Raw genomic sequence first — 12,812 nt, 5'->3', positions numbered from 1 at the left:
TTGCATTCCATCGTCGCTGCGAGCGCGAGTTGGCCTCAGGCCTGCAGTGAAGATTCTTCCTTGTTGGTCGCGGATGTGCGGGCGACGATCAGCGTCACCCCCGCGGTCTCCAGCATCTTGGCTTCGCGATCCTCGATGCCGTCATCGGTGATGACGGTGGCGATGCGCGACAGGCCGCACAGGATCAGGCTGGAGCGTTTGCGGAATTTCGAGGAATCGACCAGCACCACCAACTCGTCGGCTTGGTCGATCAGTTTCTGCTCCGCCTGGATCAAAAGCGGATCGCCCTCCATCAGGCCGAGCGGCCCCAGACCCTGCGCGCCCATGAACATGCGGCGCGCATAGAAATTGCGCGTCACGTCATTGTCGAAGGGCGACAGGATGATGTTCTGCTCGCGATAAATGGTGCCGCCCGACAGCATCACCGTGTTCTTGGAGTGCTTGAGCAGGTGCTCGGCGATCGGGAACGAATTGGTGAAGATCGGCATGCGGCGGCCGGTCAGGAAATGCACCATCTGAAAGGTGGTGGTGCCGCCATTGATGATGATCGGTTCGCCGTCCTTGCACAGTTCCACGGCTTCGCGTGCAATCGCCCGCTTCTGCGAGGCGTTGATCGTTTCGTTGACGGAAAAGGGCCGGCCGGCCAGCCCGATGAACTGCGGCGGCGAGATTGCCTCGGCGCCGCCGCGCACACGGCGCAGCCGCTTCTGGACGTGGAGGGCCGCGATATCGCGCCGGATCGTCGCCTCGGACGACTCCGTCAGGTCGACCATCTCCTGCACCGTCACCACAGGCTTTTCCTGGACAGCGGACAGAATGATCCTGTGGCGCTCTTTTTCGTGCATGGTTCCTCCCTGCCTGAGCATCTAGGCACCCAAAACGCGCAGTGTCAATCATTTCCGATCATATAATTTCATTGTGCAGTGCAATATGATCGATATTGATCGTTTGTGATTGACAAGCCGGCTGCTTCCGTGGAAATTCGGGGCCAAATGGCCGCGCCTTTTGCGTGCCTTCGGGAGGATTTCTTATGCTCGACAAGCGCACCGGCGCGCGCCTCGCCAATCTGTGGGACGAGGCCAAGGCTCACGCTATGAGCGGGCCGGAACTTCTGGTCTACCGCTCGAACACACTTGGTTCCGACAAGCGCGTCACCAACTATGGCGGCGGCAACACGTCGTCGAAGATCTGGGAGAGAGACCCGCTCACCGGCGAGGATGTCGAAGTGCTGTGGGTCAAGGGATCGGGCGGCGACAGCGCCTCGATCAAGCTGGACGGCTTTGCTACGCTCTACATGGACAAGCTGCGCGCGCTCAAAGGTCTCTATCGCGGCGTCGAGCACGAAGATGAAATGGTCGGCTTCCTGCCGCACTGCACCTTCAACCTCAATCCACGCGCGGCCTCTATCGACACGCCGTTGCACGCCTACGTGCCGAAGCCTTTTGTCGACCACATGCATCCCGATGCCATCATCGCCATTGCCGCCGCGAAGGATTCGAAGGCGCTGACCAAAGAAATCTTCGGCGACGCCATCGGCTGGTTGCCGTGGAAGCGTCCCGGGTTCGAGCTTGGCCTGTGGCTGGAGAAATTCTGCCTCGAACACCCCGATGCCAAGGGTGTCATCCTGGAAAGCCACGGCCTGTTCACCTGGGGCGACACCCCCAGGGAATGCTACGAGACGACGATCTCGGTGATCAACCAGGCGATCGAATGGTTCGAGCGCCGCTCCGAAGGTGTCGCTATCTTCGGCGGTGAAGTGGTCAAGGCACTCGACGCCACCGAGCGCCGTGCCATCGCGGCCAAACTGATGCCGAGGATTCGGGGCCTGATCTCGGAGAAGAGCCACAAAACAGGCCATTTCGACGATTCCGCCGCCGTGCTCGAATTCGTCAATTCCAGGGATCTGCGCCCGCTGGCGGCACTCGGCACCTCGTGCCCCGACCATTTCCTGCGCACCAAGATCCGCCCGCTGGTCATCGAATTCGATCCGGCCAAGCCCGATGTCGATGCGGTGATTGCGCGGCTTGCCGACGACATCGCAGCCTATCGCGTCGGCTACCAGGCCTACTACGACAGCTGCAAGCATCCGGACTCGCCCGCCATCCGCGATCCCAATGCCGTCGTCTACCTGATGCCCGGCGTCGGCATGTTCACCTTCGCCGGCGACAAGGCGACGGCGCGCATTTCGGGAGAATTCTATGTCAACGCCATCAACGTCATGCGCGGCGCCTCCACCGTCTCGTCCTATGTCGGGCTGCCTGCACAGGAAGCCTTCGACATCGAGTACTGGCTGCTCGAGGATCTGAAGCTGCAGCGCATGCCGAAGCCGAAGTCGCTTGCCGGCCAGATCGCCCTGGTCACGGGTGGCGCCGGCGGCATCGGCCGCGCCACGGCCAACCGGCTGCTGCGCGAAGGCGCCTGCGTGGTGCTGGCCGACATCGACGAGACAGCGCTGGCCAGCGCCAATGACGAACTGGCCAAGGTCTATGGCAAGGATTTCGTCCGCCCGGTGCTGATCAACGTCACCTCGGAGGACCAGGTTATCTCCGGCTTTGCCGAGACAGCGGTCGAGTTCGGCGGCATCGACATTCTGGTGTCGAATGCTGGCCTCGCCTCCTCGGCGCCGATCGAGGAGACGACGCTGGCGCTGTGGAACAAGAACATGGACATCCTGTCGACCGGCTATTTCCTGGTCTCGCGGGAAGCGTTCCGGCTGTTCCGCGCGCAGATGATTGGTGGCAACGTCGTCTTCGTCGCCTCCAAGAACGGCCTTGCCGCATCACCCAACGCCGCCGCCTATTGCACCGCCAAGGCCGCCGAGATCCATCTCGCCCGCTGCTTGGCGCTTGAGGGCGCGGAGGCGCAGATCAGGGTCAATGTCGTCAACCCGGACGCGGTGCTGCGCGGCTCGAAGATCTGGACCGGCGAGTGGAAGGAACAGCGCGCCGCCGCCTACAAGATGTCGACCGACGATCTGGAGGAGCACTATCGCTCGCGTTCGATGCTGAAGCGCTCGGTCTTCCCGGAAGACATCGCCGAAGCGATCTATTTCCTGGCGTCCGACATGTCGGCCAAGTCGACCGGCAACATCATCAATGTCGACGCGGGCAACGCCCAGAGCTTTACGCGCTAGCCGCTTCGCCCTTCTCCCCATCACTATACGGGGAGAAGGTGTCGGCAGGCGGATGAGGGGCAGCGCTGCCCGCATATATTTTGGGAGGAACCAGCACTTGTCCGAATCCATCATCTCCGCCGACCTCGTCGACAAGGACAACGCCGCGCGCAAGCCCAACCTCGAGCGCGACTACGCCTCGCTCGGCGAGCGGCTCGACCGTCGCGGCATCGCCATCGACGCTATCAGAGACAAGGTCGAGAAATTCGCGGTGGCGATCCCGTCCTGGGGTGTCGGCACCGGCGGCACGCGCTTTGCCCGCTTTCCCGGCGCCGGCGAGCCGCGCGATATCTTCGACAAGATCGAGGACTGCGCCGTCATCCAGCAATTGACGCAAGCGACGCCGACCGTCTCCCTGCACATTCCGTGGGACAAGGCCGACCCGAACCGGCTGAAGCAGGCGGCTTCGCGCTTTGGCCTCGGCTTCGACGCCATGAACTCCAACACTTTTTCCGACGCGAAGGACCAGGCGCTTTCCTACAAATTCGGCTCGCTGTCGCATGCCGATGCCGGCACGCGCCGGCAAGCGGTCGAGCACAATCTCGAATGTATCGAGATCGGCAAGACGCTCGGCTCCAAGGCCCTGACGGTGTGGATCGGCGACGGTTCGAACTTCCCGGGCCAGGTCAATTTCGCCAAGGCGTTCGAGCGCTATCTCGACGCCATGAAAGAGGTTTACGCCGGACTGCCCGCCGGCTGGAAGCTGTTCAGCGAGCACAAGATGTACGAGCCGGCCTTCTATTCCACCGTCGTGCAGGACTGGGGCACCAACTACATGATCGCCAGGGAATTGGGCGACAAGGCGTTCTGTCTCGTCGACCTCGGCCACCATGCCCCCAACGTCAACATCGAGATGATCGTCTCGCGGCTGATCCAATTCAAGAAGCTCGGCGGCTTCCATTTCAACGATTCGAAGTATGGCGACGATGATCTCGATGCCGGTTCGATCGACCCCTACCGGCTGTTCCTCGTCTTCAACGAACTGGTCGATGCCGAACTGTCCGGCACCGAGGGTTTCGATCCGGCGCACATGCTCGACCAGAGTCACAACGTCACCGATCCGATCGAAAGCCTGATGCTGTCGGCGGTCGAGGTGCAGCGCGCCTATGCGCAGGCGCTGCTCGTCGATCGCAAGGCGCTGGAAGGTTTTCAGGACAGTAATGATGCGCTGATGGCGACGCAGACGCTGAAAGCCGCCTACCGCACCGATGTCGAGCCGATCCTCGCCATGGCGCGGCTGAAGACTGGTGGCGCCATTGATCCGGTCGCGGCCTATAGGGCGGCGGGTTACCGCGCCAAGGTCGCTGCGGAACGGCCGGCGGTTGTGGGTGGCTCTGGCGGCATTGTCTGAGGCCGAGCCGGCCCCCTCATCCGGCCGTTTTGCGGCCACCGACCCTCCGGGCGTTCGTTGTTCGAAAAGCCAAGCAGTTGGCTTTTGGCCCGCTGCGCGGACCACGCCTCACCCCCGCTGGGGAGAAGAGACTGACGTCAGCGCTGACAACCTCCTCTCCCCTCGGGGAGAGGTCGGATTGCCTCGAATTGCGCTTCGCAATTCAGTTGGCAATCCGGGTGAGGGGGCTCTTCTCACGCTCCCTTAATTGTTAGTGGACTCGATCAGTCCAACACGGTCTTCTAGGCGTCCCCCCGCCCGGAGAACCGCCATGCCTCTCAACCGTCGGACACTGATCGCCGCCAGTCTTTCCATCACCTTCGCCCTCGCGCCGTTGACGGGCGTCTTCGCCGCATCGCCTGCGCCGGCCAAGGGCGAGCACGGCATGGTGGTGACGGCCCAGCATCTGGCGTCCGAAGTCGGTATCGAGGTGCTGAAAAAGGGCGGCAATGCTGTCGATGCGGCGGTTGCCGTCGGCTATGCGCTCGCGGTCGTCTACCCCAATGCCGGCAATATCGGCGGCGGCGGCTTCATGACCATCCGCTTCAAGGACGGCAAATCGACCTTTCTCGATTTTCGCGAGCGGGCGCCGCTGGCGGCGACAAAAACCATGTATCTCGACAAGGACGGCAACCCGGTGAAGGGGGCCAGTCTCGACGGCTATCTTGCGGTCGGCGTGCCGGGTTCGGTGGCCGGTCTGGAGATGGCCCGCGAAAAATACGGCAAATTGTCCCGCCAGGATTTGATGGCGCCGGCAATCGGCTATGCCAGGGACGGCTTCATCCTCAACCAGGGCGACGCCGCCTCGTTTGCCGGCAGCGCCGACAGGCTGGCGAAGGACCCCGCGGCCGCCGCCATATTCCTGAAACCCGACGGCAAGCCCTATGGCATCGGCGAGCGGCTGGTCCAGCCCGACCTCGCGGCGTCGCTCGCCGCCATTTCCGAAGAGGGTGCGGATGCCTTTTACAAAGGCGCCATCGCCGATGCCATCGTCAAGGCGAGCGGCGCCAAGGGCGGCATTCTCGCCAAGCCCGACTTCGAGCAATATGCGGTGCGCGAACTCAAGCCCGTGACCTGCACCTATCGCGGCTACGAGATCACCTCCTCGCCGCCGCCCAGCTCCGGCGGCGTCATCATCTGCGAAATCCTCAACGTTCTGGAGGGCTATCCCTTATCCTATCTCGGTGCCGGATCGGCCGAGTCCATCCATGTCATGGTCGAAGCGATGCGCTATGCCTATGTTGACCGCAATTCCGCGCTCGGCGATCCCGATTTCGTCGACAATCCGGTCTCGAAATTGCTTGATAAGGCCTATGCCAAGGATATCCGCGACAAGATCGACCCGTTCCGGGCCGGCGTGTCGCAGGATCTGATGCCGAAGGGCTTTGGCGAGAGCAAGGAGACGACGCATTATTCGATCATCGACGATGAAGGCAATGCGGTCGCGGTCACCTACACGCTGAATGGCTCCTTCGGAGCCGGCGTCGTCGCCGACGGCACCGGCATCCTGCTCAACAACGAAATGGACGATTTCACCCAGAAACCCGGCGTGCCCAATCTCTACGGCCTTGTCCAGGGCGAGGCCAACGCCATCCAGCCGAAGAAGACGCCGCTGTCGTCGATGAGCCCGACCGTGGTCGCCAAGGACGGCAAACCGTTCATGGTCATCGGCAGCCCGGGTGGCTCGCGCATCATCACGATCACGCTGGAAGCGATCGTCAATGTCATCGACCACGGCATGAACATCCAGGAGGCGATCGACGCGCCTCGCATCCACCATCAATGGCTGCCCGACAAGGTTTATGTCGAGCCGTTCGGCCTGTCGCCGGACACAGAAAAGCTGCTGGCCGGCATGGGATATCACCTCGATCTCGCTGACCAGACCTGGGGGCAGGCGGCCGGCATCCTGGTCGGCGGCAAGAGCCTGGCGGAAATCGAGAAGGGCGGCGGCGCGCGCTACAACGGCGCCATCGACAGCCGCGCGGCCTCTGGCGAGGCGCTCGGATACTGACAGCTCGGAGGAAAAACCTGGTGCAGCGTGGCGATTCGGGTTGATCGCCCGCTGCTCAAGTGGATCGGCTCACACCGATTTGGCCGTCACAAGACCAGCGTGAGAGTGGACGCAACCAGCATCAAGGCGGCAATGCCGACGAACAGCGCATAGATACGCGGCCGGTCGAGCAGCAGCGCGTTTCCGGATATCCAGGCGGACGTGGCGCCGCCAAGCGCGAAGAGGAAGCCGTTGCGGTGCCCGAAGACCATCGATGCGGCCATCAGCCCGCCAATGATCAGCGCACCGAACACGATGATCACGGCAACGGCATATCTCTCGAAATCATTGCCGCTACCCATGCTCGGGCCGATTGCGTTCAACGTCGGCAGGTCGTCCGGATCGAAAGGGTTCGTCGACCCGTATTCGTCTTGACCGGCAGGCTCTCGCATCATTCATTCTCCGTATAGCGGCAACAAACCATCAAGCCTTGCCGAGCGCAACCCGATCGCACTCCCTTCAATGCGTTTGGTACGGTCTTCTACACCTTCTGGCGACGACCGCCGCCGGTTTTTTGATTCGTTGCCTTTTTCAGGCAATCCAATCCAGAGCGCGCCGCCCGGAGGCGGTCGTGGGACCATCCATCCTGGAATGCATTCGTGGAGGAAAAATGATGCGGGACGTGGATTGCGCTTCGCGGGCAGCGATTTTCGGCGAGCGGGACGTCGCACGCCCACCGTGACGGTGCGAATCGTCTTGCCGCCATCCGGACGGAGGACAGGGCCGCGTCGAATCGCGGCTCTGGACGCGCGTCATCACAGGTTCATGCGGCGCGCTTCAGATCCCGCATGCCAGATCACTGCCAGCCGAGGCAGCCGAGCGGCATGCATCAGAACTTCATGCTGAGGCTGCCCTTGATGACGCGGCCTTCGCCATAGATGCAGCTGAGGTCGGCATTGCTGCCGGCCTCATAGCAGGTCGAATAGTAGGTCTTGTCGAACAGGTTGGAGACATTGAGCGCTGCCTGCCAGCCATTCTTCTTGTAGCGCAGTGCCGCGTCGACCAGCGTGTGGCCGGGCACGTTAACCGTGTTCGTACTGTCACCGAAGCTGGCGCCGATATAGCGCACGCCGGCGCCGACACTCAGGCCCTCGAGCACGCCGCTGCCAACCTCATAGTTGGCCCACAGCGATGCCTGGTGTTCCGGCACCCTGGCCGGGCGGTTACCGACGACGGCGGCGGCATCGCTGGTTATCTCCGCGTCGAGATAGGTGTAGGCCGCCGTCATGCTGAGGCCGGAAGCCAGATCTGCGTTGGCCTCGATCTCCAGGCCGCGATGGCGGACTTCTCCGGTCTGGACCTGGTAGACGGGATTGGCTGCTGCCGTCGGCACATTGGTCTTGCGCAGGTCGAACAGCGAAGCGGTGATGAAGCCGGGGAAGAAGGTCGGCTCGTATTTCAAGCCGACTTCATACTGCTTGCCCAACGACGGCAGCAGCGCGTCTCCGGACTGGGTCGGGCCGATATTGGTGGTGAAGGATTCGGCATAGCTGGCGTAGGGCGTCAGGCCGTTGTCGAAGAGATAGCCGATGCCGATATTGCCGGTGAAGGCATGGTCCTTCTGATCGTAGCTGCCTGCACCGTCGAGTCGGTTGAAATTGGTGTGGTCGATCCAGGCCTGCCGGCCGCCGATTGTCAGGACCCAGTGGTCGGCGATCTTGGACTGGTTTTGTGCATAGAGGCCGACCTGGCCGATCGTCTCCACGCGATCCGTAATGATGAGGCTCGGCGGCGTGACAGGGATCGAGTAGTCCGGGTTCTGGGTGTCCAGCGGCGGACCCGCCCCGTAGCCGTTGCGCCCGTCGACCGATTGTCTGCTGTAATCCAGACCGAACAGCAGCTTGTTTTCGACCACGCCGAAGTCAGCCTTGTACTCGGCCTGGTTGTCGACGTTGAACAGCCTTGCCGTCTCATCCACGGTGAACAGCGTGCGCTGCACCGTATGTTCGTCTGCGCCGATGTATGGGCCGCCAAGCCACTCGCCAAAATAGAGCTGCCGGTAGTCGGTTTCCTGCTGCGAGTAGCGCAGGTTTTGCCGCACCGTCCAATGGTCGTCGAACTCATGGCTGAACTGGTAGCCGATCGAACCATGGTTGGCATCGAAGCGGTCGAAGTCAGGCGAGCCGGTGAAGAAATTGCGCGGCAGATTGCCATACTGCGCCGGCAGAAACTGATTCGTCGTCAGCCTGTCCCACTGGTAGTTGGCCAGGACGGTCAGCGAGGTCTGCGCATCCGGCTGCCACTTGAGCGCCGGCGCGACGAAGATGCGGTCGTTGCGGGAATAGTCGGTTTCGAGCGCGCCGTTGCGAACCAGGCCGGTCAGCCGGTAGGACCACACGCCGGCATCGTCGATCGGGCCGCCTATATCCAGCCCGGCCTCGACGGTGTTGAAGCTGCCATAGCTGAGGAAGCCGTCATAGATCGGCTTGTCAGTCGGCCGCTTGGTGACGGCATTGACCATGCCGCCAGCCTCGTTCTCGCCGTAGAGCACCGAGGATGGCCCCTTCAAGACTTCGATTCGCTCCAGCCCGTAGGGCTCGATCTTGAAGCCTGAGAAATCGATCACTTTCTGCGGCAGCCCGTCGCGATAGATCGCCGACGTGCAGAGGTCGAACCCACGAATCAGGCATTGGTCGAAGCGATCGTCGACGCCCCATGGCGAGATGGTGACGCCGGCGAGATAGGACAAGGCGTCCTCAAGCTGCCCCGGCTGGCGATCGTCGAGCTGCTTGCGGGTCACCACCGAAATCGAGCGCGGAATTTCCTTCAGCGGCGTGTCGGTTTTCGAGCCGGTGGTGGTGTTTTTGGCGATGTAGCCGTCATCCGGTCCGACCGGGCTGTCGCTCTGTCCCTCGACATTGATCGGGTTGAGCTCGGTCGCGGCTTCCTGCGCAAGGACCTGGGTGCAAAGCAGGGTCGAAAGCGATGCGACCACGAGGCTCCGGGTCCGGCTTCGCCGCCGCGCCGCACGATATGCACTCAACCCCATCTTGATACCCTCACTGCCCGCAATGCGCGCAGGACCGGTCCGCCTTGCGCCAATTTAAATTTGTTGACTCGGTTAGTCATCTTCAATGTTGACTATGGAAGTCATGTTTCATAGTCAACCGACCATCGGCTGCCGGCAGCCAGATTTTTGAATGCGTCGTTTTGGAGAAAACCCGTGCCTGAAATCCACGCCCAGCCGGCTTTCCGCACAGGCGCTGCGCGATGATGGCAGCCCTTGAATCCCACAGGGCCGACCGTCTCCGCGGTCGGATCACCCGGCGCGGCGCGCTGGGACTTTTCGTTCTGCCCTTTGCCGCAATTGCATCGCCATCTGCCACGGCGAAACCGTTGCGCATCGTCTGCCTGGATGACGGCCTGGCCGAGACCTTGCTCATGCTCGGTGTCAGCCCGGTTGCCATTGCCGGTCGCGACATCTGGGAGACCTGGGTGGTCGAACCGCCGCTGCCGCCTGAGATCGCCGATGTCGGAACGCTGCTCGAACCCAATCTCGAATTGCTGCAGCAACTCAGGCCCGACATCATCCTGTCCATGCCGTATCTCGACGGCATCAAGCCGCTGCTCGAACGCGTGGCGCCGGTGACGACGATCGGGCTCTATACCGAGGCCGGGCAGCCCTATCAGCGCGCGCTCGAGGCGACGCGCCAGCTTGCCGGGCTTGTCGGCAAGGAAAGCGAAGGCGAGGCGCTGATCGCGGCGACAGATGCGTATTTTTCGGAAGTTCGCCGGCAACTGGCGCCGCTTTCGGCGCGGCCGATCTATGTCGTCAGCTTCATGGACCCGCGCAATGTGCGCGTCTACGGCAAGAAGAGTCTGTTTCAGGAGGTGTTCGATCGCATCGGGCTCGCCAACGCCTGGACGGCCGAGACCAATTATTGGGGGTTTTCGACCATTGGTATCGACGGGCTGGCGACATCCAGCGACGCTCGCCTCGCCTATCTTGAACCCTTGCCCGAGGGCGCGGGCGGCACGCTGACCGAAAGTCCGGTCTGGAACGCCATGCCTTTCGTGCGCAACCGCTCGATCATGCGTCTTCCCGCCGTCCATATGTTCGGCGCCCTTCCGTCCGCCACCCGTTTTGCTCGGGTCCTGGCGTCTGCGATGACTGTGGAGGCCGCCCGTGGCTGAGGATGCTGCGGCCATTGCCCAAGGGGGGAAGCATGCGTCGGCCGGCCGGGCCTCCGCGTGGAGCTTTTTCAGCAATCAGCCGGTAGGCGCGATCCTGCTTTGCGCGGTGCTGCTCGCGGCAGCGTCAGCGGCAACCGTCTCAAACCTCACCGTGCAGCTACCATCGGCGCTCTGGCTCCAATCGCTCGCCGCCCCCGACATCGCCGACATGCGGCAGGTGCTCGTCCACTATGCTTTCCTGCCTCGGCTTGCCGTCAGCCTTCTGTGCGGTGCGGCGCTCGGGCTTGCCGGAACCGTCCTGCAGCAGGTTCTGCGCAACCCGCTTGCCTCGCCCGAAACGGTCGGCGTCTCGGCCGGTGCCTATCTGGCGCTGGCGCTGACGACGCTTCTGTCACCGTCGCTGCTTGCCTTCGGGCGCGAATGGGTGGCGCTGGCTGGCGCATTCGTCGCCCTTGCCGCCGTTTTCGCTCTGTCCTGGCACAAGGGCCTGTCGCCGCTTTCGGTGGTGCTGGCGGGGCTTGTGGTCAGCCTTTATGCCGGCGCCATCGGTGCCGCTCTCATTGTGCTGCGGCATGAATGGCTGGCCAGCCTGTTCATCTGGGGCGCCGGTTCGCTCGGCCAGCAGGACTGGTCGACGACGCTGTGGCTGTTGCCGCGCATCGGCACTGCTGCGCTTGCGATCTTCTTCATGGTGCGGCCACTGACCTTGCTTGGCCTCGACGATGAAGGCGCGCGCAGTCTTGGCGTGCCGCTCGGCGCCTATCGCTTCGCCGGACTGGCGGCCGCCGTCGCGCTGATCGCGTTTGTCGTTGCCGCTGTCGGCGTCATCGGTTTCGTCGGCCTGGCCGCGGCGACGCTCGCGCGCATCGGCGGTGCCCGGCGGCTGGGCCAGCAACTGGTGATGGCGCCGCTGATCGGCGGGGCGCTGTTGTGGGCTGCCGACCAGGCCGTGCAGATCGCCACCGGGCCGCAAGGCGACCTGCTGCCGACCGGAGCGATTACAGCACTTCTCGGCGCGCCGCTGCTTCTCTGGCTGCTGCCGCGCCTTGCTCTTGGCTCGGAAGCCCCGACCTTGATGGCCGCGCGCCTGCCGCGCGCAAGCCGGCCCGGCCTTATGCTGACGGCGATCGGCCTGGCCTTGCTTTTGCTGCTCGGGCTGGCCCTGCTCTATGGACCGGGCCCGCATGGCTGGAACTTCGCCTTCGGCGACGAGCTGCAGCCTTTGCTGTCGTGGCGGTGGCCCCGCGTGCTTGCCGCGCTGAGCGCCGGGGCGATGCTGGCGCTTGCCGGGCTGATGATGCAGCGGCTGACCGGCAATCCGATGGCCAGCCCGGAAGTGCTTGGCATCAGCGCCGGTGCTGCGCTCGGCATGATGGTGGCGCTGTTTGCGCTCTCGGATGCCGGACGCCCGGTTCAGACGGCGGCGGCAACCATCGGCGCCTTCGCCGCTTTGCTGGTGACGCTGGCGATCGGCCGCCGTGCCGCCTATGCGCCGGAGCGGCTGCTGCTTGCCGGCGTTGCTCTGACGGCCTTGTTCGACGCGCTGATCCTGGTGCTCACCGCCACCGGCGATCCGCGTGCCATGCTGCTGCTCAACTGGCTGACCGGTTCGACCTATGGCGTCGATGTCGGTGACGCCTTGCTCACCGGTGGCATCGCCGTCTGCCTCTTCGCACTCGCGCCTTTCTTCATGCGTTGGCTCGACATCCTGCCGCTTGGCCCCGCCGCTGTGCAAGGCCTTGGCATTGACCTGAAGAGGACGCGGCTTCTCGTGCTGCTGGTGGTCGCGGCACTCACCGCAGCCTCGACGCTGATCGTCGGTCCGCTGACCTTCATCGGCCTGATGGCGCCGCACCTTGCCCGTCGCCTTGGCCTCTCCCGTGCGCTGCCGCAGGCCGTTGGCGCGGTGCTCGCCGGCGCGCTGATCATGGTCGCCGCCGACTGGGTGGGCCGCACCGCCATCTTCCCGCGCCAGGTCCCGGCCGGTCTCGTCGCCACACTGATCGGCGGCCCGGTGCTGATGTGGCTGCTGCGCCGCCGCTGACCTTTAGCCCTTGTGGAGATAT

General features: G+C 63.5%; 8 protein-coding genes. 5 read left to right on the top strand and 3 right to left on the bottom strand.

Translation table 11 applies throughout. The features are described from left to right. Positions 1-35 precede the first annotated feature (35 nt). Complete coding sequence (locus tag NP503_RS30620) at positions 36-845, bottom strand: DeoR/GlpR family DNA-binding transcription regulator (protein WP_023813909.1); 810 nt, start codon at positions 843-845, stop codon at positions 36-38. Positions 846-1,030: 185 nt separating this feature from the next. Between NP503_RS30620 and NP503_RS30615 the strand changes: the two genes are divergently transcribed. From NP503_RS30615 to ggt, 3 genes are all read left to right on the top strand, one after another. Continuing rightward, positions 1,031-3,133: a bifunctional rhamnulose-1-phosphate aldolase/short-chain dehydrogenase gene (locus NP503_RS30615; protein WP_127267355.1), complete on the top strand. Its 2,103-nt coding sequence runs from the start codon at positions 1,031-1,033 to the stop codon at positions 3,131-3,133. A gap of 97 nt (positions 3,134-3,230) precedes the next feature. Next, entirely contained in the window at positions 3,231-4,523 is a 1,293-nt protein-coding gene (gene rhaI / locus NP503_RS30610) for an L-rhamnose catabolism isomerase (RefSeq protein ID WP_164748870.1), read from the top strand. Between the two features lie 310 nt (positions 4,524-4,833). Beyond that, positions 4,834-6,573, top strand: a complete 1,740-nt coding sequence (gene ggt, locus NP503_RS30605; RefSeq protein WP_127271721.1) for a gamma-glutamyltransferase — start codon at positions 4,834-4,836, stop codon at positions 6,571-6,573. Positions 6,574-6,659: 86 nt separating this feature from the next. Here the strand turns inward: ggt and NP503_RS30600 are convergent, their stop codons facing one another. Both NP503_RS30600 and NP503_RS30595 read right to left on the bottom strand, forming a co-directional pair. After that, positions 6,660-7,007, bottom strand: coding sequence for a hypothetical protein (locus NP503_RS30600; RefSeq protein WP_032808338.1), 348 nt, complete (start codon positions 7,005-7,007; stop codon positions 6,660-6,662). A 434-nt stretch (positions 7,008-7,441) separates the two neighbouring features. After that, entirely contained in the window at positions 7,442-9,547 is a 2,106-nt protein-coding gene (locus NP503_RS30595) for a TonB-dependent siderophore receptor (protein WP_164748871.1), read from the bottom strand. A 401-nt stretch (positions 9,548-9,948) separates the two neighbouring features. On the opposite strand from NP503_RS30595, the gene NP503_RS30590 reads away from it, so the two are divergent. Together NP503_RS30590 and fhuB are read left to right on the top strand one after the other, a co-directional pair. Continuing rightward, a complete protein-coding gene (locus NP503_RS30590; protein WP_245456803.1) occupies positions 9,949-10,746 on the top strand; it encodes an ABC transporter substrate-binding protein in 798 nt (265 codons plus the stop codon). After that, the gene (gene fhuB, locus NP503_RS30585; protein WP_127272357.1) at positions 10,739-12,790 is read left to right on the top strand and encodes a Fe(3+)-hydroxamate ABC transporter permease FhuB; all 2,052 of its coding nucleotides are present in this window, start codon (positions 10,739-10,741) and stop codon (positions 12,788-12,790) included. Before NP503_RS30590 ends, fhuB begins: the two co-directional genes overlap by 8 nt. Positions 12,791-12,812: the final 22 nt, after the last annotated feature.

Origin of the sequence: Mesorhizobium sp. SEMIA396 (assembly GCF_024518615.1) — a bacterium.
GTDB lineage: Bacteria > Pseudomonadota > Alphaproteobacteria > Rhizobiales > Rhizobiaceae > Mesorhizobium.
The sequence above is the reverse complement of the archived record's forward strand: the minus strand, read 5'-3'. Positions and strand labels throughout refer to the sequence as shown.